This is a genomic window from Pseudomonas serboccidentalis, assembly GCF_028830055.1.
Lineage (GTDB): Bacteria > Pseudomonadota > Gammaproteobacteria > Pseudomonadales > Pseudomonadaceae > Aquipseudomonas > Aquipseudomonas serboccidentalis.
This window is the reverse complement of the sequence record NZ_CP101655.1, coordinates 2,138,163-2,161,284: the sequence shown is the minus strand read 5'-3', so window position 1 is coordinate 2,161,284 and position 23,122 is coordinate 2,138,163. Positions and strand designations below refer to the sequence as shown.

Genomic DNA, 23,122 nt, shown 5'->3' with positions numbered 1-23,122 from the left:
TCTATAGTTGATCTGACACCTATTCGCTGTGGTGACGCCATGGAAGACATTTTTGTCGTGAAGCGCTGCAACAAGATCATCATTCACGGTCGCCGCGCCGGAGAAAGCCTGCAGGAACCCGCCGAGGCCAGCAGTTGGTATCGAATCAACGACACCCGCACTGGTGGCTTCATCGGTGATGGCTACGACCTTGAGGAAGAGGCCCGACGCGAATGTCGCCGGCTCAATGCCGCCAGCACGCCACTGCCGGCACGCCAGTCCAGCGGCTGATACAAGGGCAGGCCGGGTCTATACTCAATTCAGCTGACGGACCAGCGCCCCAACGGCGCAGTGCTCGCAGCCCGCGGGCTTCTTGCTGCCTCTCAACGGTTTGTCTGAACGGAGGTGTTCCATGTCCGAAAAAGAGTCCATCACCACCCTCCTCACCCTGCTCGACTCCCGTCAGGCGCGCCTTGCTGCGGCCTGCAAGGAGATCGCCGACTGGGTCGATCACCAAGGCGGGCACCCGACCGCCCTGCGCATCCGTGATCGCCTGAACGACATCGAAAAAGACACGCCGCTGATCCGCAGCACCCTGTCTGCGCTGCAACCGGTCGAACGGCCACTGCCTCGTTTCAGATGATTGCAGCGATAAACGACAGTCAGCCGGCGTACCACCTGGCCGATGCACCGAACGCCCCGGGTCGTGGGAGGTCATAACCTGTACACGTCACCCAGGAGAGGGTTCATGGTTATCCATTTCAAAACAGACGGACATCTGGCTTGTGGTCACAAGGGCAGCAACCTTGCCTCGAGCCAGGAACTCAACCGCGTCAAATGCCGCAGCTGCCGCAACACCGAAGCCTATAAAGAAGCGCGCAAGACCCAGCGCAACGCCGCACGCCGCGTCGCTCGCCATGCCAAAGCCGATCACGGTGCCTCGAACTGGCGCTCGGAATGGATCGAACGATTGACCGCACTGGCTGGGCCGCAGCGCCTGCCACGGGGCTTTTACGGGCAGGCGTTTGTCTAGAGTCGTCACAGACAGTTCAACACCGTTTTTTACAGTCACCCGAGCCTGAACTGAGCCGGACTCCCAGTCAGCCCCCTTGAAGCCCTGGTCTAAACCGCCGGGGCTTTTATGTCTGGAGACGCTGGATCGTCTGGGCAGCCTTGGAATTGGCCGACGCGCCCTCATAACACTGGCTATACCCACTGTCACCGAGAGGAAGCACAGATCATGACCGGACAAACCGAAACCGCCATTCTCGCCGGCGGCTGCTTCTGGGGCATGCAAGACCTGCTGCGACGCTATCCCGGCGTGCGGCACACCCGAGTCGGCTACAGCGGCGGTGATGTACCGAATGCCACCTACCGCAATCACGGCAACCACGCCGAAGCCATCGAGATCGTCTTTGATCCGGCCGTGATCAGCTACCGGCAGATCCTCGAATTCTTCTTCCAGATCCACGACCCGAGCACGCCCAACCGTCAAGGTAATGACCGTGGCCCCAGCTATCGTTCGGCAATCTATTACCTCAACGAGCAGCAACGCGACATCGCTGAAGACACCGCTGCCGATGTCGACGCTTCCGGTCTGTGGCCGGGCCGTGTGGTCACCGAAATCGCACCGGCCGGGCCATTCTGGGAAGCGGAACCTGAGCACCAGGACTACCTGGAGCGGATCCCGAATGGCTACACCTGCCATTTCATTCGCCCGAACTGGAAGCTGCCGAAGCGCGGCTGATAAAGCACTCCACGCGCGGCGTTGGCCTCGATCAAAGGCCTGCGCCGAACGTCTCCGATTTACCGCATTTACACCATCCTCCTGTATCGCAAAAAGATCCCCGGATGACTGCGCAGACCCTGCTTGCGCACATCCTGAATCGATCATTTTGGCCAGCCCGCCGTAGCACAGTTCAAACGCCAAAAGATGAACATACGTTCATCGCAAGCATGGCTCAATGCGTCTAGCCTGCGGGTTACGACATAGTGACTACAGGAGTACCCCACCATGTTCTCGCACGAAAGCCTCCCGCTGATTGCCATTTTCATCATCATGCTGCTGTGCGTGATTGCGGCATTTCTGCACCCGGTACACGCGTTCCTCAGTTGGCTTCGCAGGCGCAAGGAAAGATCAAACGCCCGGACTGCAGAAGACGTCGATTCGCGCTGAAGGTTTGCCCTGAAAAGCCCGGATACGTCCGGGCTTTTCATGTTCTGTCTGGACCGCAGAAGCGAAAAAGCCCAGCGCGAGGCTGGGCTTGGTCTTTTCTTCAACGTTACGAACATCCGGGCCTTGTAGCCGTGAGGATGGGAAGTGAGCGACTTATGCCAGCGCTCTCTCGTGCTCGCTTTCATGGACATAAATCCATGAAATTCCCGATGGAGAGTTCTGGTCGACGCGCATCAGCGCCGAATCGACTTTCTTTTTGGTAATTCCATCTTTGACGAGATCGAATACCGCCAGGAAGAAATCCCCAGGAAGCGGTGTGATCGAGAGATTGGTGATGTGCGATTCAGGGCTTCCGGCACGTTTGCCATACAGACCCCAAAGTCGCTCCCAGTAGTCCGCCCGACTCATGATCTGACCGTCGGTGAGCACCACTCGGAACTCGCTCGACAGCGCATCGTACAAGGGCTTGATGGCGCCTTCCGATTGGGAAGAGACGCCGCGCGACCACGGAAAGAAGAGATTGTACCAACGGTACACCTCGGCTTTGACGAGAGCGGTTTTATCTGATGTCGAGAGTGTTGGGTTGATTGCCATCTGTGTTCTCCTTAACACGCTGAAGGTGGCGGGTTTTGCGTTACAGACTGGAAGTCTGGATACCCATCGCCTGGGCGATGCACCGCGCCTTGATCAAGATCCATCCTGAAATCGGCGTCGCTGGGTCTAACTCGGATTATCGCTTCAATGACTGCTTGATATCTCCCACGACGTTATCGACCAGACCACAAACGTAGTCCCTTGCCAGTCGGATTGCATTGAGAACTGACCAACGGTTTTGAGTGCTCCGTTCGGCTTCACGCCGAATGAAAAACATAACCGCCCCCCTGATTTACACCACAGGACTTATGTAACCCGACAATGCGCCGATACCTTGCAGCGGCACGGAAGCACCCCTTACTCCATAGAAGGCAGGAACCTGAACAATGTTGGAACACATCTGGCGCAGCATCCATTCCCCGGGCTACTTTCCCAACGTACTGGAGTGGATGATCAATATTCTCTTCAACCCGTTCATGGTGATTATGTGCCTGATGGTCGGAGCGCTGGCCGGTAAATGGTGGAGAGCCATCCCCTACGGCAGCCTCATGTGTTATCTGGTGTTCCTGAGCCGGTCGTCATTCTATCGGTGGGGCAGCATTTTCCCCGAAGCCGGCCTGCCCGCGCTATTCATTGATGGCGCACTGCTTGCCCTCATCGGTTTCTATTTGAAAGGCGTACTCAGAACCCGCTCACAAGCAAAACCCGAAGGTCATTGGCTGCGTCGGCTTTATCAAAGCCTGAAGGTCGTCATGCTGACAGTCATGGTGCTGTTCTGGGTACTCGTCGTGCTGATTGTCGTGACCCTCACCGTCTCGATCGCTACCCAACCGTCAGTGGTGCACTGACCAGCTACAGCCTGCCAGGGTCCCGATCAGACAAATCGGGATCAAGAATCGCCGGAAACTGCGCCTGAAAACGAAGTGAGTTGCGGACCACTGTCAAAAATTGCGACCCAGAAACAAACAAGGGTTTGCATCAGCTTTCGCCAGCAAACCCTTGATTTTAGATGGTGCCCGAAGCCGGAATCGAACCGGCACGCCCTTACGAGCGGGGGATTTTAAGTCCATTATTTTTTCCTTCTAAATCATAACTTTATGGTGAAGATTTTTCCGCATCACACAAATTCTCTGTTCGTTTTAGGGTAGTGAAACCAGGACCTCAAAACAAATTGCGGAAAGAATTCGGGCCGCCGGAAGCCCGTATTTCAAGCAAAGGCAGTCGGATGTAGGTCTGTAGAAATGGCCTTGAAGCTAGTACCGGTTACAGCTCTACACTGAATCCGCTGAGGCCCACGCCTTCGGCAAAACGTCCCACGGCGGTCAAGCTGGCCCAGGTGCGCATTGACTCACGTCGCGAGCGCACCGGCACCCAGCGTGCGCCGCTGCCGCCCAGGCGAATCGACAGGCCCCATTCTGGGCCGCCGTTGATCCTGGCCACCAGGCATTCGCGCACCGCGTGTTGTTCGACCAGGGCGCGCAACACGTCTTCGTGAATACCTTCGCCGATCACTGCTCGTGCTCCTGACGCCGCGCCGTGGCCGCTGCCTCGAAGGTCTTATACAAACCTTCGATACTGGCCGCGTTCAGCACCTTGACCGTCTCCAGGCCCAGCACGAAACCTTCGGCACGATCACTGGTGCGAAACAGGTCGTCAGCCGTGTGTGCCAGTTCAATTTGGTGTAGCAGTTTCAGGGTTTGCACCTCCACTGCGTTCGGCAGTTTCAGTGCCGCCAATGCATCAGTCATGCGGACTCCCACGTCCAGAGATCAACCAGATATAGAGGGAATGGTAGACCAGCCCTGGGGGGACCGGCTTCCACGACCACAAAAAAAGGCCCCCACACCTGAGCCAGGTGTGGGGGCCGATTGAACATAGGCTGGAATTATGGATAAAGGCCCAAGGCGGTGGACGAGCGTTGATATCTCTAATAATGGAAGTCATGTATAAAATTGAGCACAAAAAAACCCCGCCGAAGCGGGGTCAATTTGTTAGAGGTTATCGTAATGATCGCGTAGCCATGTGAAGGCGCGATAAGCCTGCACAACCCGTAACAAGGCAAAAAGGCCAAGGAACGAACGGCGAACAAATTTGAAAAGGCGCATAGGCGGCTTCCTCAAAGAAGCCTGGCAAACGTCACCCTTACCGGGCAAGGTGACGGTTACTGAAAGTTGTCGACGCTTTCAGCGAGCCAGGTGTTTTTCAGCCCTTCCTTCCCGGCACGTTTTCCAGACGTAGTGAAGGGACCTGGGGGATAAGTCCCCTTAGCCAACGTAATACTCCAAAACGTGCGACAGAAAAAAGGCCCTTTAACGATTATTTGAAATAAATTTTCGGATGGACGGAAAGGACTTGACTTGAGCCACAACAGGCGACCTAGAATTTCTTAAAGAAGTATAAAAAGATGTGCAAAACGACTGTTATCAGGGTGATTTTCACGATTCTGGTCCGCGTCACGGTTGAACCTAGCGCTTAAGACTTCTCGAGAAAGCTTTCGAATAAGCGTGAGTTTTGTTTATGAATGTATTGCGGCAACCATTGCGCATTATCTAGACCGTAATTTATGATCTATTCGTCGACGCTTTCAGCGAAGCAGCGAACCGAACGTCCAATTCAGTTCGCACAAAAAAACCGTCTTTTATAGACGGTTTTTTTCTGCCTGTTGTTTGTGTCAGCTTAACGTGCGACCTACTGCGGACTTATCCCTCACGCAATTCGCCCCCTATATTCAATTCAAATGGACGGCCAGCCAAGCAAATGGCCCCTATGCGTCTTTCCTAAGCATTCGCACCGCCATTCACAGCTTTCCGCTTTGGGACGAGTTCCGGTCAAAAGCGTCTGGCGCCCTGCACATTCTCCACATCAGCACACATTTTTTTGACTTAGCGCTTACGCGCCTCGTTCGACCGAAAGCACGTGCGATCTGAACGTGCCTTCAGAATCGAAAGGCTACTTCCTACAAACGCCGGAGTCGCATAATCGCATCTGTGATCGCTTTCGCATTTTCATCCAGGGTTTCCATGGCCCCGACCGCGTTGTCTGCAACTGTCCCTACGCCATTCTCTGAAAGCCACTTGGTGACCTCCTCTATCGCCGCCCCAAGCGCATGCTGGTTGTGCAGTAGTAACGTGAGCGCATCCGCAGTGGCAATGTTGGAATCGGAGTTATTTGGCATAGCAGCCTTCCTTGGAGTTCGGTTCGCAGAAGCCTAGTTCATAGAATCGCTGGCGAAGGTCAGCCACCCATTCGATGGTGGCCATTTTTGCACCAAAATAGCGCCCCAGTCCCATCTCAGTCCCATATGGCCTTTTTTCAGACGCAAAAAACCACAAACCCACCGACTTTCTCTAGGAAAATCAGGGGTTTGCGTTTACTGAATATGGCGGTGAAGGAGAGATTCGAACTCCAGAACATCTGCGAGCATAAATATTCATCACGATAACTTCCCACTGGCAGCTTTCGGCCAAAAGCAGTCGTTCCGAGCGACCTTTTCGACCCAGAAGCGACACTCACTGTCCCAAACGCATAGCCACGAAGAAGCCCCTTTCGGCCAGACACAGGTAGCCAATACCTAGTTTTAACCGGCCATAGATGTCTGTGTGCCTACAGACCGCGATTGTCACCAGCGGTCATCGGCGTGTAATTGGTTGACTAACCGCTTGTAAGACACTGAAGTCCGATGCGGTTCGAAAGCTAATGCCTGCGAGTCCACTTGCTGCGTTCTCCGGTTGTGCCTGCAATGGTGCTCCGGAGAGCGGACATTCGAGGCGCTGATTTGAAGGTGCCGCGACCTTCTCAGGATGTCGAACGGTGCATCCAGCACCGAGTAATGAATACGCTGCTGGCTCCCTGCCCTACATAAAACATCTACTGCGCCCAAGAAAGGCGGCGTCCAACTCGCCTGATTCGATCTACGATTGAGTGCTCGAAGCAGGCTGATAGATGTGAGTAAGCTTGTGAATATGCTGGTGGTTCGCGTAGTACTCGTGCAGGTTGTGCGCCTCTACTGACCGGTGATGGAAGCCACGCTCTCCCCACATTAGCCATACCAGCGCCTTGCCGGACTGCGTCAAGTAGCTATCAAGAAGGTCGCGACGCAGATAGCTAAAAAAGCCACTGGCCTGCGAGCCATACTCACCGACTTCTCGGTACAGGGACGCCACGCCTGCAGCATCGTGCAGGTCCCATTTGTTGGCGCAGTACCTGAGACTCAAAGCCTGACAGAGCTGTTTAGCGGGCAGGCATGCACCGCTGTTCTGGTTCACCACGCTGTGGTAGCTCTCCCAGTTGTACTTCTGCACTGGGATGTCGACCGCGATGCCATTGTTTGACCACCTATCAGCGGACACCATGTATTCGACGCGGTCACCCTCTTGCTCGTCAGTGACAGGCAGTCCCGGAATCGAAGAGAAAGGCATCTCACCCGCATAGGTGTAGTAGTAGCTTGGCTCGCTCGGAATGGCGTCATTGCCGGGGTACTCGAGGCCAGTGAACAACGTGCACAGGCGGTCGACTTCTCCGCTGTCCACGAGTACACCTCGGAGAAAGGTGAAGACCTGTCTGTCATCAGCGGGGGCGTTCTGTTCGAGGAACCCGTCAAGTACGACCCATGGCCCCGTCATGCCATCAATCTCCGCTAATTCGAGGATGCCACGGTAGTCTGGTTGCGGACCTCTCACTATCCAGTCGCCAGCATCCGTAGGCTGACTGCCGAACAAGTCTGGAAGCGGCAGGTCAATGCTCGCGGCCTCAAGCGGGAACGTCGGGTCGATGTCCACATCTGAGGGACGAGCGCTGCGTTCTTCGGCAAGGAGGCCCCGCGCGTACCGCACCCCCCACATCTCGAAGTAAGCAATCCAGCCGTACTTCTTCCCGTATCTGTCGACCTTGTTCTTGTCATTTCCCATACGAGGACCGGAGTCCATTTGCCGATCAACAGCTTCGAATTTCTCGGGGTCATAGCCAAGCACCAGCATTCGCGAAACGATTGCCGGTAGTACCCGTTGGTACTCTGGATTGCGGTCGTCGTAGTTCGACCGACCTGGAATCAGTCTCCCCATCGTGTAGTTGCCAAAGTCCATTCTAATCGCCGCGCGCTTCGCACGTTCGATCACCGCCGGGTCATAATGTGGCATGTTCTCGAACGGACTGGGTAGATGGTCAAACGGTGGAACGAGATGAGCTGCCTCGTCCTCAGACAAGCAAGCCGGATCAACCGTCCTCGCGATGGCAATGGTTCCCAGGCAGTACTGCTGATATAGAGCATGCCAGGTGGGATGCGTCGCGCCAGGCGCGAACATCGCTTGATAGATCTCACGAGCAACTCTCGGCAGTGCCTCACGCATCTCCACAGCATTAGTATCCCACCAATTGGTCAGCACCGTACCGTAGGCCGCGGCGAACATCCGCTCGGGGACGTATGGATCTGAAATGGCGATTGCCTCCACTGCCAGCCGGAAAAACTCCCCGGGCCGCTTGGCGGCGAATTCGTACAGGGTCTTGGTGGCCACGTCTCTCAGGCTTCTGGACGTCGACGTTAGCGTCCACATCACCCAGCGCGCCCGCCGAATCTCTCGTTCGTCTAGGCTACCCGACTTCCATTTAGTCGACAGGAATTTGAAATCGTCTTCAACATCTTTAGACCGCTCGCGAACCCACTCCGACCAGAAAAGATCGCGCTGCGTATTGGGCATGGCCAAGAGCACGCCGTGCAAGAAGTCCATGTCAAACGGATGCGCTCGCGCTGCCCTGGTGCTCCAAAGTCTTTTGAAGGCCATCCGTGCGAACTGCTTCGACTCCTGCATTGCGCGCGCGAACCGTTCCACCGTTTCCCGCCCGATTTGCCTTGGGTCTGATTGCGCTGTCAACAACAGAGCGTTCATGACAAGGTTCTCGTCCGACAATTCTTGCCAAAGCTGGCGCCTGCCAAGGCGTTGCGGATACAGGCCAACCAGAGCCTGGAACACGTCATAGGCGAAGGTATGCGATCCAGCCTCACGGAATTGGAATTGAGTGCGTCCTTCATCGCTTTGCAGCCACTGCACCAAGGACGGCCTGGCGAGGAGATACCGTGCCATCATATGCCCGGCCATCAGATCGTATGAGAACGCGATTCCTTGGCCACCGTCTTCAGAAGTCGTTCGAACGAGGATGCCTTCGGACTCCAGCGCGCGAATAACGCTGGCGTCCCAACGGCCCACGTCTCGAACAGCCGTTCGTGCAGCTTGGAACTCCACGCTTCTCGCGTTACCCCCCCAGAGGAGACCCGCGATCGTCAGCAGCGCATCTTGCACTTCCTCCTGATAGATGCGATGCGCCGCCGGTGAAAGCTCAGCAACTCGTTCGGCGACCTTATTGAAGTGCACTTCAAACAGGCTTGCAAGCGAACTGGGTAAAGCCTCCACGCCGACAATGTGCTGGCGTCGAGGGTTTGCCACCTCGCAGAAGATTCTCAGCGTCAAAGGATGCTGCAAGAACTCAATTGGCAGATCCGCGTCGGTGGCGTCGATCTTGTAGTACTTAAAGTACTTATCGATAGCCGTCTGCGGATCTTCCTGGAACCCGTTGTGCTCAACTTTAGGAAACTCCTCTGGCAGACACATCTGCGTGAACTCATTGCGCAGAGTGACAACCAGCAGTACGTAGGGAAAGTCCCTAAGAAGCTCATCCGCCCTGCAGAGTTCATCCCTCCAACTTCTCGGGTCTTCCGCTTCATTTAGACCGTCAATGACAATAGGGATACGCTTGCCCGCGCGCTGACCCGCCGCATCTACTGCCTCAACCAGTCGGTCGAAGCTCTCCGCCGGCCTTCCAGAAATCTTGAAGGCAGACACTAGATCGTCAAGTCCCTGGCCTGCATGGAGATTCTTGCCCAGCAGCAAAACACCACCGGGGAATTCTCCGTCCGCCTGCGTCACCTTGACGGCAAGCTCGGACTTTCCTTCGCCGGCAGCCGCAAGCACGGCGACGGCTCGAGCGCCGATCGACCGATCCAGACTGCGCAGTGCCGACGAAACTGCGTGGATGTCCGCAACCAGATTCGCGGCTAAAGGAGCTCCGTCTGAACGCGCCCCACGCAGCTTCGAGAGCAGCCTGTCATAGCGCACCGGCTGCGAAGGATTCGACGCCAGCATTTGTTGTAAAGCGTCGAAGTCGCCCTTGCCAAGCGCCTCGTGCAGGCTATCAAGCAGGTCAGCCAGTCCAGTGGCTCGAGCCAAGAGCGATTCGACTTCAGCCTTTATTTCATCTTTGACTTGCCCTGTCAGCGAAGCAATGTCCGTACAATTCCTCTTGAGAGCACTTGAGAGCTTCTTCAGTGATTCCCACGCGCTCTGGCCGCCCAGACGCCTGAGTACCTTCTCCTCTGCTCCAACGACAACATGAACTTCTGGCTGATATCGGCGCTTGAACGGAGCCGCAGCGAGCCTGTACTGCTCAGCAAGTAGCGCAGGCGTCAGAACGAGCTCGCCGAAGTAGGTTTCTCGAAGTAGCGCTCCCGGCCCAACCAAGAGCTCGTCAATATCGGTTGCCGTCAACAGCTCCAACTTCAACTCGGGGAAGCGGTCTTTCTCAAGCGCGAAGAACCACTCTTGGTCTCCCTTTGTCAGGGTGTGGTATGTCCAAAGCTTCCAATCGGTCACGCCTTGGACATGCTTTCGCGTCTTCTCCATGCCCTCGATGATATTGTTGCGGCGCGTGGCTCCCAAGTCTTGTCCGTTCGCCAGCTGATACCATTTGCATTGCCAACCAATCCACCGTGGCGGCGCTCCGAGATCACAAGACTCCGTCAGCTGGAGGTGGAACTCCACGCCAGGCTGGTTTGCGAGTTGCTTGAAGCGACCGAAGCGACTGTAGTGTCGGCGCACCAGAGAGCGGCAAAGCTTCTCGAAGTTTTCATCCGCTGCTCCGGGTAGCTCGCTGAATACATCCCAATTTGCTTCAGGCATCAGTATTTTCCCTGTCAGCTAACGTCGGCGGAATCGGACGGGTAGTCGTGAGCCGAGAAAACTTCGACCTTTGCCCCAGCCTCGATAAAGATCTTCACGAACGCGGACACCTCAGCCTCGTCAGTCGTGACAGTGATTCGATCGCCCTCTCGCGTGAGATAATGCTCAGATGCCAGCTGGCCGAGATCAGTTGGCCCCAAGGTGTTGAGGTTCAGGCTGCGCAGCAACGAGAGCATGTCATCTGAAAATCTCTGATCCTCTGGCTCACCAAAAGTGATGGAGTGGCTGTCATCTTTCGAGGCCTGAGCGCTGAGACTGTCAATGTCCTTCTCGACCTTCTCTGCGTCTTGCACTCGCTTGAACCTCCCAATGAGAACCAAGTTCATCGAATGCTCAGACCCGTATCCGTTCCAAATCTTCATGATTGCGTCTCGCGTTTAATCTCGAAGGTATTTCTCAGTCGCTGAAGCGCCGACAGAACGCCGGCGTCTCCAATCTTCGCACCGGCAGGTGAGTAAGAACTAGCGCGAAGCATGCCGGACGCGTCTATGTGCGCATAGGCCTGAAGGCCACGCTCATCGGGCAGAGGGTCGCACGTAGGCAGTCCTGACGCACCCGCCTCACTGACCGCAAGGCGAACCCTGCCTCCGTAGCTGGAAACCCAGTCCTGAAGTGCTCGGCAGACCAACCCATCCATGCTTGCGACTGCGGTGGTTGCTTGCTGAGGTAGCAACAGCAATTCGCTAGCTCCAACCTTTTGCGCGAGCTCGCTTATCGCGTCAAGTTCTGCAACCGTTCGCTCGTTGACCACGACGTTGATCCCAAAGGGCGACAAGGTCGCAATCGAATCCATACCTCGGAGCAGGCTGGCAAACTGCTTCCCGCGCTGTTCTTCATAGGTGCGACCTACCCCGTCAACGCTAATGCGTGCGAAGTGGATCGAGCCCTTGAGGCGCTCGACCAGCTGTGGCGTCAGGCGATGACCATGAGTCGTGAATGTGACCGCGAGCTGAGTTTCTCCCGCAACCCGTTTGCATATGTCGACGAAGTCAGGATGCAGCGTGGGTTCGCCGCCGCCAAATCCGATGCCGAGGCACCCCTCAGTATCCAGTTCCTTCAACCAGCTGAGCACCTGGTCAGTATGCAGCGACGCCTTGTGCTTCGGCGCGTAGCAGTACGCGCAGTGAAGGTCGCAAACATTTGTTAGAGCAATGGATACCTGGCGGGGGGACGTTGACCAAATCGCCTCTTTCGGGCGCAACTCGTCTAGCAGGACATTCAGACCTGAAAGGCGATCGAAAAGATGCACCCCGTTTGGGCCGATTCTTGACTTCATAAGACTTTGTCACCGTAAGCGGTTCTACGTTAAATGACATTCTAGCGCGTCGATTTTCTCGAGACAGCCTACCAGTGAGTCAGCGCCTACGGCCCGTGTTCTGCCAATCGAGGACGCAGCCCTCATGATCACCAAGAACTCGTCCGAGACGACCTGTACCGCGCGATCGAATGCAGCGACCGATTCGGACCCGGGGCGGTGCGAAATCGCTACTTCCGCTTTCTCAATAGCCGCGACCGTTGCGTCGTTAAGGCTGTGTGGCTGCATTTGGCCGGAAGCAGTCGTTCCCGGATGTCCGCTTCTGGCCGAAAACGGTAGCTTGGTACGGCAGGTTTCGGCTAGAAGCGCACTCGACAGTTAGCCGCTGATGTCTCTACGCTGATCGATCTGGTGAAAGCACACCACTAAAAGGAGCAGTCATGTTGGTAGTTGCCATTGATCGAGATAGCGTTCATGCGGGAGATGATCTGGAAAGTCATGCAATATCGGTCACACTCGATCAATCAGCAACACTGCGCACCTTGATCGAAGTGATACAAGATATGGACTACCTACCTCGTATCAGTGGAGGCAAGGCCACTTGGGTTGTTTATTCATCTGGCAAACCATTAGGTGTTTTAGCCCAGCAATGGCCAGAACCTAAATGGGTCGTGCGCCCCGAGAGAATCGTGGATCAATTTTTCGGAAATATCGAGCCTCGCCTACTTTTCAGATATTGGTGTCAGGCAGATCCAGATGAGGTCTTTTCGGATGCCCAGGCCGGAAATGAACTGCCATCACGATTTTAGGATGGGCAGGAGGCATTGCTTTAGATCAATGCGGTTCAGATTACTGCTGTGCGTCGATAGCTGCCTCCCGTGAACGACCTCTTTTGCCCGTTGCGGCCGTTCTGAGGAACATTGCAGGCAATCAAAGCGGAACACTGCGGCTCATAACTCATTGAAATTAGTCGAATTATTAAAGGTCTTGAAAACCGTCGACTGTAACAGGTCCATGAGTTCGAATCCCATCGCCTCCGCCATCTTATGTACGACAAAGCCCTGATTATTCAGGGCTTTGTCGTTTCTGAAACTCGCATCTCTTGGCCATCCCTTTCTTGATCGTTTCCGCATCTTTTCGGTCATTTCCGCAACCCTACTCTTCCGGCATCACTTGTTCGACCTTGACATGATGTGAGATGTGGCTGTCTTCAACAGGCAACTTTCTGCCAATAGCTGCCGCTCACGACCGCCTTCATTCGGCCAAAAGCGGTAGGTGAGGTACTGCGCGAGTCCAATCCGCTGCAACTGCCGCACCTGATCGACGGCCAATAAGGGGGTTCACAGATGGCGGCGTCCTGATTGACGCCGCCTCAGGTCATTACACGACCACGTTCAACAGCAACACCACAATCAAACCGACTACGGCGACGATCGATTGCACCACCGAAATAGTCTTGGTGGCTTCGCCCATCGTCATGCCAAAGGATTCCTTCACCATCCAGAAACCTGCATGGTTGGCGTAGTTAAAGAACAGCGAGCCGCAGCCAATTGACAAGGCCAGCAGCGGCAGGTTGAGGCTGGGATCAGCACCGGCAAGCGGCGCCAGCAAGCCGGCAGCCCCCACGATACCTACCGTGGCGGAACCGGTAGATACCGAAAGCAACATGGCGATCAACCAACCGAGGATCAGCGGAGGGAACGCCGACTGCTGAGTCAGGTGCACAATCGCATCGCCCACCTTGGCGCTGGTCAGCAGTTCCTGAAAGGCACCGCCGCCGGCGATGATCATGATGATCGAGGCGATTGGCTTGAGGCTCTTGCCCAGCGATTCTCGCAATTGCCCCGCATCGCCGCCGCGCGCGAGTACCAGACTGGCCCCGGCGAACAGCACGCCCAGCAGCATCGCTATCAGCGGATTGCCGAGGAAACCGGCCATTTTCAGCAGCGCATTGTCCTTGGCCAATACCATCTCGGCGACGGCATGGATCAGCATCAGGATCGCCGGCAGCAAGGCTGCCAGCACGCCAAGGTATACGCTGGGGCTTGGTTTATCGTCGGTTTTTTCAGCCAAGGTGAACTGATCCAGCAACACCTGATCTGGCCGAGTGCTCATGCGCGGGGAAATGAATGCGCCATACAGTGGGCCGCCTAAAATCATGGCCGGGATAGCCGCCAGGAAACCATAGAGCATGGTCGGCCCGACCGAGGTTTTCAGCGCGGCGATGGCAGTCAACGGGCCAGGGTGCGGCGGGACCATACCGTGCATGGCGGCCAGTGCGGCAATCACCGGAACACCGACATAGACATACGCTGAACCCTTGAAGCGCGCCTGACTTTCCAGTTTGCGCGCCACGCTGAAGATCAGCGGCAGCATGATCACCAGGCCGACCTCGAAAAACATCGGAATGCCAATCACAAACGCGACCATCATCATCGCCCACGGAATCATCCGATCCGATGTGCGCTTGAGGATGACCGCAGCAATCTGCTCGGTGACGCCGGCGTCAGCAAGAATTTTGCCGAGCATCGCCCCCAGCGCGATGACCACCCCCACTGCCCCCAGTGTCTTGCCGGCGCCGGTGACCAAGTGGGAGACGATGCCATCTGGCTCCATACCGGTTGCAAAGCCTACGCCGACGGAAACTACCAGCAAAGCCAGCAGCGGGTGCATTTTGAGGCGCGAGACGATCAGCGCTACCAGCACCAGGACGCTGATCAATGCGGTCAGTAACAGATCTATATCTAAGGGAGTCATGAAAGGTTCTCGGTTGGGCTGGTGCCCAAATTCTTGTAAGTGGGTGAAATGAATGGCATCTGCAACGGATGAGTTTCAGCGTTCGACTTTTTAAAAACCGAATAACCTTCGAGGCGCTTGCACCAGCAGCGAGTCGCTGGCTTGCGCCGAAAGTTCCAAGGCTTGCAACTGGTCGACGACGGTGGCGAAACCGATGCTTTGCTCATGCTGCGTATGCGGCCAGTCACTGCCCCATACCAACTGATGCAGGCCGAAGCTTTGTTCCAGCAACGGTAATGCCCTTCGAGCGAAATCAATGTTCTGTTGTGGCGTACCTCCCAAACGATAGATTCCCGATACCTTGATCCAGATCGGACTTTTAGATCCGGCCTCAAGCAACTCGCCAAACCCGGGCTGATCGATCCCCGCATTCGCGTCCGGCCGCCCAAAGTGATCGATCACCAACTTCACGCCGAACGGCGTCAATTGCTGGATCAGGCCCGGCAGATCCTTGACTTCCCGGTGCAACTCGACATGCCAGTCGAGATCAGCGATATCGCTGAAAAACCCTTGCCAGGCACTGTCACGAAAATCAGGTAACGCCTTGCCGATCAGGTTCAAGCGCACGCCGACCACGCCCACTCGAGCCATGTCATTCAAGGTAGAACGTCTGACGCTTGGCTCCAGCACCACCACACCGCGCAACTGCTGCGGCGCTTGCTTCAACGCCGCCAACAGGTAGCTATTGTCGGTGCCAAGGAAACTGGGTTGCACCAATACACCGTGACTCAGACCATGCGTTTGCAAATGCTCAAGGTACTGGCCAAGCGTGGCGTCGTACTCAGGGGTGTAGCGCCGTGCACCGATCAGATGCAGATCACGGTCGAACACATGGGCATGGGAGTCGATGCCGGTGATCGACTTGGAGCGGGTATCTGACATGGGTTTTATCTACTGAAGGTTAGGATCATCACGCCCGAGCGCGTTGATTGCCGTTGATACCGGCCGAAACGGAGGTGGCATTGGCTTCAAGGTCCCTGCCCCGGGTTTCAGGCAGGCAAAGTGCGGCAAGCACCGCCACGCCGTAGGCGATCCCTGCATCGATACCAATCGCCGAACCCAGCGACATGGAGTCACTCATGTGCCCGACCAGGAATGGAAATACAGCGGACAGCACCCGGCCAAAGTTGTAGCAAAAGCCAACGCCGGCGCCGCGTACATCGGCAGGGTAAAGTTCGGTGAAGAGCGCTCCCAGACTGGCCGGAATACCGGCGGCGAAGAACCCCAACGGGAACCCCAGGAACAGCATCTGCGTATTGGTCAGCGGCAAAAATACGTAGCACTGCACCGTGACCACGCAGCACAAGGCAAACAGCACAATGTTTTTACGACGGCCAATGCGATCGATCAAATAGCCGCTGGCCACACAACCACACCAGAAGGCGATGATGATCACCGCCAGATAGCCGCCCGAGTTCAGCACAGACAGATTGCGCTCGGTTTTGAGGAAGGTCGGCAACCAGGTCATTACCGCGTGATAGCCACCGTGCGCGCCCAGTCCCAGTAGCCCCCCAAACAGGGTCACGCGAATCAGTTCCGGGCGAAAAATGCCGGCGAGCGACTTGAAGAAACTCTGCGGGATGGCGTTGTCTTTTTGCAGACGCTGGAAGCTGTCCGGCTCCTCAACGTTACGACGCACCCAGATGATCAGGAACGACGGCAGCAACCCGACAAGGAACATCACACGCCAGGCCATGTCCTGTGGCACCCAGGTGTAGATCAGCGTGAACACCCCGACCGCCAGGCCCCAACCCACCGCCCAGGCACTTTGCACAGTGCCCATGACCTTGCCGCGATAGTGCGGATTGATTGTCTCGGCCATCAGCACCGCGCCGGCCGCCCACTCCCCGCCAATCCCGAAACCCTGCAGCGCTTTGACCACCAACAGCTGATTGAAGCCCGTGACGAAGGCCGAGAGAAAGGTGAAGAACGAGAACCACAAAATCATCAACTGCAACGTGCGCACACGGCCATAGCGGTCAGACAACGTCCCACCCACCCAGCCACCGAGTGCCGAGGTGACGAGGGTAACGCCGCTGATCAATCCGGCATCACCCTTTGTCAGCGCGAACGCGGCGATCAGCGCCGGAATCGCCAGACCGAACATTTGTACTTCCAACGCGTCGAGCGACCATCCGCCGAAGCAGGCCCAAAACGTTTTGCGCTCCCGAGGAGTGACTTGGCGATACCAGCTGAACATGATTCTTATCCTTATAGGTGTTACGCAAGGCAGCCGACAGCCAACCGCACCGCGACAGGGTCAGCTTTGGCAAACAAACAGAAATCGGGCGGCGATCTAGCCGCCGCAGAACGCTCCGCTACGCAGGCAGGCGTCAGCGAATATCCACGCTGTAGCGGAAGTGCTCCGCATGGCCGCGCGAGCGACGCCATTCCAGCGGGCTACCCGCGTAATCGCGGGCCAAACGCTCGATCACGATCACCGGACTGTTGACCGCTACCTGCAGCAATCGGGCATGCACGTCATTCACCGATTCAGCGGTCAGCGTTTCTTCGGCCGATGCAACAACCTGTCCGCACACTTCTTCGTAGATCGGATACAGCAGCGGCCCTTCGCGACTGAGGTCGATCTCCAGCAGCGCCTGAAACCGCTGGCGGGGCAACCAGATTTCTTCGGCGAGCACCGGCTTAACATCGAGCAGACGCACACGGACAATACGAATGACCGGCGCATCAGCGGGCAACCCCAGCGCTTGCGCTACGGCCGAAGGTGCAGCAACGGGCTCGATCGAGAGGATGCGACTCTCAGGGACCTGGCGCTCACCGGAAACAGTCTGGAATCGGAAGAAACGGAACAATGAGGATTGAAACTGCGCCCGGCGAATGAACGTCCCTCGCCCTTGCTGACGCTCCAGAATGCCCTCACTGACCAACGCATCAATAGCTTTGCGCACCGTACCGGTGGACAGTTGGTATTCCGCAGACAGCGCCGCTTCAGTAGGGATCGCCTCCCCCGGACGCCAGCGATTATTGGCGATCTGCTCAGCCAATTGGTCACGCAGGCGTTGGTACAGCGGCAGTCGGGCATCACTGGATAAAGAATTCATCGACTTTATTCACCTTATTATCTAGTCATCTATATGAATCTTGCGCCGAGTATTTGCCCAGATAAGTTGCCTGTCAAGGAGGGGCTTTTCGTCCTGCTGACGAATGGCTGCCCCACTGCCCCTCTCATAGACATGCGGGTTTTCGCCGGCAATGTCAGATTCTGGCCGAATGCGGACGGTCAGGAGCGACAGCTATCGGCCAATAGCAGACAGATCGTTCTACAGCCTCGGCGCTTTGTATCAGCCAGCAGAGCACTAGCGCAGAGAGGAAAAATACTGAGTAGGCGGTTTACCCAGTGCTTTCTTGAACATCGTGATGAATGCATTAACAGAGTCATATCCCAGGATGCCCGCCACACGTTGCACGGATACCCCCTCCGCCAAATGACTCAGTGCGATCATCAAATGCAATTGTTGACGCCAGCGTCCGAAGCTCAGCCCGGTCGTGCTTTCTACAAGCCTGGCCAGCGTTCGTTCACTGGTTGCAAGCCGAGTGGCCCACTCGCGCAACGTGGTTCGGTCGCCTGGATCGGAGAAAAGCGTATCCGCGATTTGTTTGATCTTGGGGTGGTCTGATATCGGCAAATGCAGCTCTTTCAGCGGAGCATCGGAAAGCTGCTCAAGCAGCACTGCAACCAGCCGCGCTGTCTTGCCCTCGGAATCGTAAGCAGGTTCCTGTTCAGCGAGATGCAGGATCATCTCCCGAACAAGGGGCGTAAGGGCAACCGTGCAGCATTCTTCAGGCATGGCTGCCGCACCGGGCTCAACGAACAGAAAGCAGGTCCGGGCGTTTTCGGTCACTCGGCAACTGTGCGGCATGCCGCCCGGGATCCATACGGCGTGCTGGGGAGGGACAAGCCAGAGTGCATTTTGCACCTCACAGCTCACTGCGCCATGCAAAGACAGGATCAGCTGGCCTTTGCGATGATCATGCGGACGGGCACCCGAATCATTGAGGTCAGGCGCAACCTTGAGGGCAATCGCTGCCTGGGCGAAAAGGTCTGAATCGAAATCTTCCGGCGAGGAAACGACATTTTTTGAGCTTGGCATAATTTAGTTATCAGGTGTCTTGATATCTATATTAGACAGTTCTGAAGTTCTCTACAGTTGTCTTCTTTTAAGAGGACAGATAAAGAATATGTCAGATACAAAAAACAAGTGGCATGCCATCGCGCTCGTCGCAGGCATTCTGCTTATCGCCGTGAACCTGCGCGTTCCCTTTACCAGCATCGCGCCCGTTTTGCCGCTGATCCAGAATGATTTTGGTTTGAGCGCCTCAGCTCTAGGCCTGCTTACTTCACTGCCATTACTTGCCTTTGCAGCCTTCTCCCCGCTCAGCGCATCGGTCGCCCGCAGGTTCGGCATCGAGCGCACGCTTTTCGGTGCACTGTTGGTCATTTCAGCGGGCATCCTGCTCCGCTCCGCAGGCAGCGCGTGGGCGTTGTACGCCGGTACGATATTGATAGGCACTGGGATCGCCCTGGGCAACGTGCTGCTGCCCGGCCTTATCAAACGCGACTTCTCGACGAAAATGGCGTCCATGACCGGTGCTTATTCCATCACGATGGGCGCAGCGGGCGCTGTCGGTTCAGCCGTAATAATTCCGCTGACCCAATCATGGGGATGGCCGATTGCCCTGAGTTTGTTGGTCGCAGCCCCGTTGTTGGCGCTGGTGGTGTGGCTGCCGCAGTTGAAAAAACACGAACACCTAAATCTGTCCGGTTTGAAACAAGCGCCAACCGTGGCCGTCTGGCGTTCGCCGCTGGCATGGCAGGTCACACTGTTCATGGGGCTGAACGCGATGCCTTTTTATGTCGCCGTCGGCTGGCTGCCGACTATTCTGATGGACCATGGCATATCCCCGGTGCAAGCAGGCACGGTACACGGCACGCTTCAACTGACCACGGCCATTCCCGGCTTGATTCTGGCGGCCACGCTTCGCCGTCTCAAAGACCAGAAACTGGCAGCCGCTACCGTCAGCCTGTTAACCGCCTCATCCCTGATCGGGCTCATTTACGCGCCAGACTACGCCATGTTGTGGGCCGCGTTCCTGGGCTTCGGCTCTGGTGCCAGCATGATGCTCGGCCTGACCTTCATCGGCTTGCGCACAAAAAATGCCGGTGACACGGCGGCACTTTCAGGAATGGCGCAGTGCGTCGGCTACCTGATGGCAGCCGCAGGCCCCTTGCTGCTGGGCCAACTGCACGACTGGACCGGTGGCTGGACAGCACCGCTGCTGATCACAGCCGCAATCTCCGTAGCCGGCGCATTCACTGGCATGCTGGCCGGGCGCAACGTTCAACTTGAACCTGCTGAATCATCGTCGCGAACAAGCCCGGCAATCCAGTCAGCGAATGCGCTCACAGCTGGCGATAGAAAGCGCTGATGCGGGTATAGCAGGTGTACAGGAACCGATGCGGGCTGCCAGTCAGCAAGCACTTCGACCAGCCGCCCTTCTCGCAGATGCTCGCTGACCACGTTCTCGGCGAGCTGCACCAGCCCGAAGCCTTCAAGGCACATTTTGATGTAAAGCCCAGTCTCGTTGACAGCCGCTGTGCCGTTCACCGGGACTGAGATTTTTTCGGTGCCACGGGCAAAGCGCATTTCACCTGCTTGCCTTGCGCGGCCCGAGAAGTAATGTATGGCCCGGTGGTGAGACAAATCTTGCGGAGTTTGCGGAGTACCGTTCTCTTCGAGATAGGCGGCAGATGCACAGGTCACCCAGCGAAACCGGCCGAGGGGGCGCGCAACGAGCGTTGAGTCATCGAGCTCGCCTGTACGAATGACGCAATCGACACCCTCTTGCACCAGATCAACCTGCCGATCGTTGACGCCTATCATCAGGTAGATGTCCGGGTAGCGCCTGTAAAAGTCTTGCAGGTTTGGCATGACGATGAAGTGTGCAATGCCACCCGGCATATCGACACGCAAACGCCCCTGTGGCCGTTTTACGGAATCCGTCAGGCTGATCTCTGTGTGTTCGATCAGCTCCAATATTTCTCTGCATTGCGCCAGATATTGAGCGCCCTCAGGCGTCAGGCTGACCCGCCGCGTTGTTCTGTTCAGCAGACGCACCTGCAAGTACTTCTCAAGATTTTTAACGCTGCTGGTAACTGTCGAGGGTGGCAGAGAGAGCGTCTGCGCCGCCTGGATAAAGCTTCCTGCTTCAGCCACACGTACGAAAACCTGCATCGCTTGAATACGGTCCATGACTGTTAGCAGCCTCAAAGCAGTGATCGGGGGGAAGTCTTTATTATTCGTAAATATTGAATAATAAAAACAGTTTAACCATCTTTTTCCCGTAGTATCGCATTGCGTACATTGCTTCCAACGAACTTTGAAGAGGTGTACAGAACATGACTGAATATAACCGCAGCATCGTCCAAGCCCCGGCCGCTCCGGCCGCCCGCACCCTTATCCGCGGCGCCACTGTGCTGAGCATGGATGGCGATATCGGCAATCTGGCGCGCGGCGATATCCTTATCGAAGGCAGCACCATCACGGCCATAGGTGAAAACTTTGAGGCCGGCGACGCTATGGTTATCGAGGCATCCGGCATGATTGCCATGCCGGGCATGGTCGATACGCACCGTCACTCCTGGGAAGGGCAACTGCGTCGAATCAATCCGAATGCCGAAACCCTGGAAGACTACTGCAACGCCACGCACTTCTCGTTCGCCAAATACTATCGCCCGGCTGACATGTATATCGGCAACCTGCTGACTGCATTGGGCTGCATCGATGCCGGCATCACCACCGTGGTCGACAACTCGCACAACAGCCGCACCGGCGCGCACTCCGATGCTGCGGTCGAGGCGCTGCTCGATGCTGGTATCCGGTCTGTACACGCCTCCGGTGCGCCAGTTTCCGGTGAGTGGGACAAAGCCCACTGGCCCGGCAACCTGGAGCGCCTGCAGGAAAAATACGTCAAGAACTGCGACAACCCACTGCTCTCGCTGGCGGTGATGGCGCAGCTGGAACCTGAGCTGTGGGCTGAAGCCCGGCGTTTGGGGCTGCCGATCATTACCGAATTTTTCGGCGGGGAGATGGCTGCTGAGTTGGAGGGTTTGCATCGCGAGGGTCTGCTGCGCCCCGATAACATCTTCAACCACTGCACAGCGCTGCCGGACGCCGGCTGGAAAATCCTTCGCGAGGCTGGCGTACGGGTCAACGTATGCCCGCGTTCAGATGCCCACTACGGCATTGAAGATGGAATGTTCGCCATGCAGTCGGCCAAGCGTCACGGCATCAGCCCGGGGCTGAGTGTCGATAACGAAACCTCCTACAGCGGTGACATGTTCATGGAGATGCGGGTGGCGTTCTACCTGCAGCGCGTCATGGGCATGCACCAGCAGCGCTGCTGCGGCGCAGAACATCATCCGGTGACCCTGCCTGCTCATGGCCTGCTCAAAGCCGCCACTCTCGACGGCGCCACCTGTGCCGGATTGCAGGACAAAGTCGGCACCCTGGCCCCCGGCAAACAGGCCGACCTGATCCTTATCAACGCGCAGGACATCAACCTTTACCCGTCAGGCAACGCATTCGGCACCGTTGTACACGCGGCCGAACGCAGCAATGTCGACACGGTCATCATTGGCGGTCGCATCGTCAAGCGCGGCGGCAAGGTGCTGGGCGTGGACAGCGAAAGGCTGCGTGCAGCAATCGACGAATCCCGTGAGCATCTGTTTGCTGCCGCAGGCTACCAGCCGGATATTTTTGCCGAGACATTCATACCGCTTGAGTCAGCCAAGTAAGGAGGCGCGAAATGAACGCAGCTTACTACCTGCTGGCCATCGCCGCGGGGCTTGGCATTACCCTGCAGACCACGCTGAATGGTCAACTCGCTAAAGGTGTGGGTGGAGATTCCGTAGCGGCGGCGCTGTTCTCTTTTACTGCCGGTGCGGTATGCCTGGGCATCTTTTCATTGATACGTGGCGGGATAGTGGCCTCACTGGCGGCTATACCTGCCCAGCCCTGGTGGAGCCTGCCGGGCGGTCTGCTGGGTGCCGGTGCCTTGCTTAGTTATGTGGTGCTTGCGCCAAAAATCGGTCTGTCAGCCCTGCTGGGCCTCGCTATCGCCGGGCAGATTATTTCGTCACTGGTTATCGATCACTTCGGCTTGATGGGGGCATTGGAAAGGCCGGTGTCTCTCGTCAAGTTGGCCGGGGCAATGGTGATGCTCGCAGGCCTGGCCATCGCCCTGTTCGGTGACAGGTGGTCAGCGCTTTTCTCCAACTGACAGCCTTGTTTG

The 23,122-nt window shown here is 56.6% G+C and carries 23 protein-coding genes; 10 read left to right on the top strand and 13 right to left on the bottom strand.

All coding sequences use genetic code 11. The features are described 5' to 3' along the window. Window positions 1-39: 39 nt before the first annotated feature. The 5 genes from NN484_RS09975 to NN484_RS09955 all read left to right on the top strand — a co-directional run bounded on the left by NN484_RS09975 (window position 40) and on the right by NN484_RS09955 (window position 2,155). Window positions 40-270 carry a hypothetical protein gene (locus NN484_RS09975; RefSeq protein ID WP_127647681.1) on the top strand — a complete coding sequence of 77 codons (231 nt, stop codon included), beginning with the start codon at window positions 40-42 and terminating at the stop codon, window positions 268-270. 121 nt (window positions 271-391) lie between these two features. Continuing rightward, window positions 392-622 carry a hypothetical protein gene (locus NN484_RS09970; protein ID WP_127647682.1) on the top strand — a complete coding sequence of 77 codons (231 nt, stop codon included), beginning with the start codon at window positions 392-394 and terminating at the stop codon, window positions 620-622. Window positions 623-727: 105 nt separating this feature from the next. Beyond that, window positions 728-1,012 (top strand): hypothetical protein, encoded by a 285-nt coding sequence (locus tag NN484_RS09965; RefSeq protein ID WP_127647683.1) that lies wholly within the window; start codon window positions 728-730, stop codon window positions 1,010-1,012. 207 nt (window positions 1,013-1,219) lie between these two features. Next, the gene (msrA, locus tag NN484_RS09960) at window positions 1,220-1,726 is read left to right on the top strand and encodes a peptide-methionine (S)-S-oxide reductase MsrA (RefSeq protein ID WP_215499981.1); all 507 of its coding nucleotides are present in this window, start codon (window positions 1,220-1,222) and stop codon (window positions 1,724-1,726) included. Window positions 1,727-1,993: 267 nt separating this feature from the next. Continuing rightward, window positions 1,994-2,155 (top strand): hypothetical protein, encoded by a 162-nt coding sequence (locus tag NN484_RS09955; RefSeq protein ID WP_274659020.1) that lies wholly within the window; start codon window positions 1,994-1,996, stop codon window positions 2,153-2,155. Window positions 2,156-2,308: 153 nt separating this feature from the next. Here NN484_RS09955 and NN484_RS09950 read toward each other — a convergent pair whose 3' ends face one another. Further along, window positions 2,309-2,749 carry a hypothetical protein gene (locus tag NN484_RS09950; RefSeq protein WP_127647685.1) on the bottom strand — a complete coding sequence of 147 codons (441 nt, stop codon included), beginning with the start codon at window positions 2,747-2,749 and terminating at the stop codon, window positions 2,309-2,311. 386 nt (window positions 2,750-3,135) lie between these two features. Between NN484_RS09950 and NN484_RS09945 the strand changes: the two genes are divergently transcribed. Continuing rightward, window positions 3,136-3,597 (top strand): hypothetical protein, encoded by a 462-nt coding sequence (locus NN484_RS09945; RefSeq protein WP_274659019.1) that lies wholly within the window; start codon window positions 3,136-3,138, stop codon window positions 3,595-3,597. Window positions 3,598-4,012: 415 nt separating this feature from the next. Here NN484_RS09945 and NN484_RS09940 read toward each other — a convergent pair whose 3' ends face one another. The 6 genes from NN484_RS09940 to NN484_RS09915 all read right to left on the bottom strand — a co-directional run bounded on the left by NN484_RS09940 (window position 4,013) and on the right by NN484_RS09915 (window position 12,031). Continuing rightward, window positions 4,013-4,261: a hypothetical protein gene (locus NN484_RS09940; RefSeq protein ID WP_274659018.1), complete on the bottom strand. Its 249-nt coding sequence runs from the start codon at window positions 4,259-4,261 to the stop codon at window positions 4,013-4,015. Next, window positions 4,258-4,497, bottom strand: coding sequence for a hypothetical protein (locus NN484_RS09935; protein WP_274659017.1), 240 nt, complete (start codon window positions 4,495-4,497; stop codon window positions 4,258-4,260). Before NN484_RS09935 ends, NN484_RS09940 begins: the two co-directional genes overlap by 4 nt. Before the next feature lie 1,208 nt (window positions 4,498-5,705). Further along, the gene (locus tag NN484_RS09930; protein WP_274659016.1) at window positions 5,706-5,924 is read right to left on the bottom strand and encodes a hypothetical protein; all 219 of its coding nucleotides are present in this window, start codon (window positions 5,922-5,924) and stop codon (window positions 5,706-5,708) included. 736 nt (window positions 5,925-6,660) lie between these two features. Continuing rightward, on the bottom strand, window positions 6,661-10,695 hold the full coding sequence (locus NN484_RS09925) for an NACHT domain-containing protein (protein WP_274659015.1): 4,035 nt from the start codon (window positions 10,693-10,695) through the stop codon (window positions 6,661-6,663). 14 nt (window positions 10,696-10,709) lie between these two features. Beyond that, on the bottom strand, window positions 10,710-11,117 hold the full coding sequence (locus NN484_RS09920; protein ID WP_274659014.1) for a DUF6375 family protein: 408 nt from the start codon (window positions 11,115-11,117) through the stop codon (window positions 10,710-10,712). Further along, a complete protein-coding gene (locus NN484_RS09915) occupies window positions 11,114-12,031 on the bottom strand; it encodes a radical SAM protein (RefSeq protein WP_274659013.1) in 918 nt (305 codons plus the stop codon). The genes NN484_RS09920 and NN484_RS09915 overlap by 4 nt, the downstream gene beginning before the upstream one ends. Before the next feature lie 419 nt (window positions 12,032-12,450). Between NN484_RS09915 and NN484_RS09910 the strand changes: the two genes are divergently transcribed. Then, window positions 12,451-12,819, top strand: coding sequence for a hypothetical protein (locus NN484_RS09910; protein ID WP_274659012.1), 369 nt, complete (start codon window positions 12,451-12,453; stop codon window positions 12,817-12,819). 571 nt (window positions 12,820-13,390) lie between these two features. Here NN484_RS09910 and NN484_RS09905 read toward each other — a convergent pair. The 5 genes from NN484_RS09905 to NN484_RS09885 all read right to left on the bottom strand — a co-directional run bounded on the left by NN484_RS09905 (window position 13,391) and on the right by NN484_RS09885 (window position 18,921). Next, entirely contained in the window at window positions 13,391-14,767 is a 1,377-nt protein-coding gene (locus NN484_RS09905) for a GntP family permease (RefSeq protein WP_274659011.1), read from the bottom strand. A gap of 90 nt (window positions 14,768-14,857) precedes the next feature. Next, entirely contained in the window at window positions 14,858-15,688 is an 831-nt protein-coding gene (locus NN484_RS09900) for an amidohydrolase family protein (protein WP_274659010.1), read from the bottom strand. Window positions 15,689-15,716: 28 nt separating this feature from the next. Further along, on the bottom strand, window positions 15,717-17,006 hold the full coding sequence (locus NN484_RS09895) for an MFS transporter (protein WP_274659009.1): 1,290 nt from the start codon (window positions 17,004-17,006) through the stop codon (window positions 15,717-15,719). A 133-nt stretch (window positions 17,007-17,139) separates the two neighbouring features. Beyond that, complete coding sequence (locus NN484_RS09890; protein WP_047294081.1) at window positions 17,140-17,871, bottom strand: GntR family transcriptional regulator; 732 nt, start codon at window positions 17,869-17,871, stop codon at window positions 17,140-17,142. Between the two features lie 255 nt (window positions 17,872-18,126). Further along, window positions 18,127-18,921, bottom strand: a complete 795-nt coding sequence (locus NN484_RS09885) for an AraC family transcriptional regulator (protein ID WP_274659008.1) — start codon at window positions 18,919-18,921, stop codon at window positions 18,127-18,129. 88 nt (window positions 18,922-19,009) lie between these two features. Here NN484_RS09885 and NN484_RS09880 point away from each other — a divergent pair, with 88 nt between their 5' ends. Further along, window positions 19,010-20,257: an MFS transporter gene (locus NN484_RS09880; protein ID WP_274659007.1), complete on the top strand. Its 1,248-nt coding sequence runs from the start codon at window positions 19,010-19,012 to the stop codon at window positions 20,255-20,257. Here the strand turns inward: NN484_RS09880 and NN484_RS09875 are convergent. Beyond that, the gene (locus NN484_RS09875; RefSeq protein ID WP_274659006.1) at window positions 20,170-21,081 is read right to left on the bottom strand and encodes a LysR family transcriptional regulator; all 912 of its coding nucleotides are present in this window, start codon (window positions 21,079-21,081) and stop codon (window positions 20,170-20,172) included. The genes NN484_RS09880 and NN484_RS09875 overlap by 88 nt on opposite strands. 146 nt (window positions 21,082-21,227) lie before the next feature. On the opposite strand from NN484_RS09875, the gene NN484_RS09870 reads away from it, so the two are divergent. Together NN484_RS09870 and NN484_RS09865 are read left to right on the top strand one after the other, a co-directional pair. Further along, entirely contained in the window at window positions 21,228-22,625 is a 1,398-nt protein-coding gene (locus NN484_RS09870; RefSeq protein ID WP_274659005.1) for an amidohydrolase family protein, read from the top strand. Window positions 22,626-22,636: 11 nt separating this feature from the next. Then, window positions 22,637-23,110 carry a DMT family transporter gene (locus tag NN484_RS09865; RefSeq protein WP_274659004.1) on the top strand — a complete coding sequence of 158 codons (474 nt, stop codon included), beginning with the start codon at window positions 22,637-22,639 and terminating at the stop codon, window positions 23,108-23,110. Window positions 23,111-23,122: the final 12 nt, after the last annotated feature.

What these genes read in the sequence shown, in the direction of transcription:
- NN484_RS09975 (WP_127647681.1), top strand. Translation starts at nt 40, where the DNA reads ATGGAAGACATTTTTGTCGTGAAGCGCTGCAACAAGATCATCATTCAC.
- NN484_RS09970 (WP_127647682.1), top strand. Translation starts at nt 392, where the DNA reads ATGTCCGAAAAAGAGTCCATCACCACCCTCCTCACCCTGCTCGACTCC.
- NN484_RS09965 (WP_127647683.1), top strand. Translation starts at nt 728, where the DNA reads ATGGTTATCCATTTCAAAACAGACGGACATCTGGCTTGTGGTCACAAG.
- msrA (WP_215499981.1), top strand. Translation starts at nt 1,220, where the DNA reads ATGACCGGACAAACCGAAACCGCCATTCTCGCCGGCGGCTGCTTCTGG.
- NN484_RS09955 (WP_274659020.1), top strand. Translation starts at nt 1,994, where the DNA reads ATGTTCTCGCACGAAAGCCTCCCGCTGATTGCCATTTTCATCATCATG.
- NN484_RS09950 (WP_127647685.1), bottom strand. Translation starts at nt 2,749, where the DNA reads ATGGCAATCAACCCAACACTCTCGACATCAGATAAAACCGCTCTCGTC.
- NN484_RS09945 (WP_274659019.1), top strand. Translation starts at nt 3,136, where the DNA reads ATGTTGGAACACATCTGGCGCAGCATCCATTCCCCGGGCTACTTTCCC.
- NN484_RS09935 (WP_274659017.1), bottom strand. Translation starts at nt 4,497, where the DNA reads ATGACTGATGCATTGGCGGCACTGAAACTGCCGAACGCAGTGGAGGTG.
- NN484_RS09930 (WP_274659016.1), bottom strand. Translation starts at nt 5,924, where the DNA reads ATGCCAAATAACTCCGATTCCAACATTGCCACTGCGGATGCGCTCACG.
- NN484_RS09925 (WP_274659015.1), bottom strand. Translation starts at nt 10,695, where the DNA reads ATGCCTGAAGCAAATTGGGATGTATTCAGCGAGCTACCCGGAGCAGCG.
- NN484_RS09920 (WP_274659014.1), bottom strand. Translation starts at nt 11,117, where the DNA reads ATGAAGATTTGGAACGGATACGGGTCTGAGCATTCGATGAACTTGGTT.
- NN484_RS09915 (WP_274659013.1), bottom strand. Translation starts at nt 12,031, where the DNA reads ATGAAGTCAAGAATCGGCCCAAACGGGGTGCATCTTTTCGATCGCCTT.
- NN484_RS09910 (WP_274659012.1), top strand. Translation starts at nt 12,451, where the DNA reads ATGTTGGTAGTTGCCATTGATCGAGATAGCGTTCATGCGGGAGATGAT.
- NN484_RS09905 (WP_274659011.1), bottom strand. Translation starts at nt 14,767, where the DNA reads ATGACTCCCTTAGATATAGATCTGTTACTGACCGCATTGATCAGCGTC.
- NN484_RS09900 (WP_274659010.1), bottom strand. Translation starts at nt 15,688, where the DNA reads ATGTCAGATACCCGCTCCAAGTCGATCACCGGCATCGACTCCCATGCC.
- NN484_RS09895 (WP_274659009.1), bottom strand. Translation starts at nt 17,006, where the DNA reads ATGTTCAGCTGGTATCGCCAAGTCACTCCTCGGGAGCGCAAAACGTTT.
- NN484_RS09890 (WP_047294081.1), bottom strand. Translation starts at nt 17,871, where the DNA reads ATGAATTCTTTATCCAGTGATGCCCGACTGCCGCTGTACCAACGCCTG.
- NN484_RS09885 (WP_274659008.1), bottom strand. Translation starts at nt 18,921, where the DNA reads ATGCCAAGCTCAAAAAATGTCGTTTCCTCGCCGGAAGATTTCGATTCA.
- NN484_RS09880 (WP_274659007.1), top strand. Translation starts at nt 19,010, where the DNA reads ATGTCAGATACAAAAAACAAGTGGCATGCCATCGCGCTCGTCGCAGGC.
- NN484_RS09875 (WP_274659006.1), bottom strand. Translation starts at nt 21,081, where the DNA reads ATGGACCGTATTCAAGCGATGCAGGTTTTCGTACGTGTGGCTGAAGCA.
- NN484_RS09870 (WP_274659005.1), top strand. Translation starts at nt 21,228, where the DNA reads ATGACTGAATATAACCGCAGCATCGTCCAAGCCCCGGCCGCTCCGGCC.
- NN484_RS09865 (WP_274659004.1), top strand. Translation starts at nt 22,637, where the DNA reads ATGAACGCAGCTTACTACCTGCTGGCCATCGCCGCGGGGCTTGGCATT.